Origin of the sequence: Microbacterium sp. ZXX196, assembly GCF_009709595.1 — a bacterium.
In the GTDB taxonomy this organism is placed as follows: domain Bacteria; phylum Actinomycetota; class Actinomycetes; order Actinomycetales; family Microbacteriaceae; genus Microbacterium; species Microbacterium excoecariae.
Genome location: NZ_WMEE01000030.1, coordinates 1 through 803 on the forward strand (window position 1 = coordinate 1; position 803 = coordinate 803).

Below are 803 nucleotides of genomic sequence, written 5' to 3' on the forward strand. Positions count from 1 at the left end.
GCGTTAGGGAAACGCCCGGTTACATTTCGAACCCGGAAGCTAAGCCTTTCAGCGCCGATGGTACTGCAGGGGGGACCCTGTGGGAGAGTAGGACGCCGCCGACCGCCATGAAACTCGCTAGAGGCTTTTCTCGACAGCATAGGATCATCCACTTCACCACAATCGGCTCGGCATCAGGTCTCAGACTTCATGCACGACGGATTTGCCTACCGTGCGTCCTACACCCTTACCCCGGGACAACCACCGCCCGGGCTGGACTACCTTCCTGCGTCACCCCATCACTCACCTACTACCACCTTGGATCAGCGGCTCCACCACTCCCCTTTGTCCGAAGACTCCAGGGCGGCTTCACGGCCTTAGCATCAGAGGATTCGATGTTTGGCGCTTCAAAGCGGGGGGAATATTTAGGCTTAACGGGTGGTCCCGCCAGATTCACACGGGATTTCACGGGCCCCGTGCTACTTGGGTGGTTCTCAAGCGAGCCGCTAATGTTTCAGCTACGGGGGTCTTACCCTCTACGCCGGACCTTTCGCATGTCCTTCGCCTACATCAACGGTTTCTGACTCACCGACCGGCCGGCAGACCGATCAAGAGAACTCCCACAACCCCAACCACGCAACCCCTGCCGGGTATCACACGTGACTGGTTTGGCCTCATCCGGTTTCGCTCACCACTACTCCCGGAATCACGGTTGTTTTCTCTTCCTGCGGGTACTGAGATGTTTCACTTCCCCGCGTTCCCTCCACATACCCTATGAGTTCAGGTACGGGTGACAGCCCATGACGACTGCCGGGTTTCCCCAT

2 rRNA genes are annotated in these 803 nt (G+C 58.2%); one reads left to right on the forward strand and one right to left on the reverse strand.

Going from position 1 to position 803, the window contains the following annotated elements:
* A 5S ribosomal RNA gene (gene rrf / locus GJQ66_RS14150) occupies positions 1-104 on the forward strand; the annotation flags it as partial.
* A gap of 291 nt (positions 105-395) precedes the next feature.
* On the opposite strand, the gene GJQ66_RS14155 is transcribed toward rrf, so the two are convergent.
* Positions 396-803 (reverse strand): 23S ribosomal RNA (locus tag GJQ66_RS14155); the annotation flags it as partial.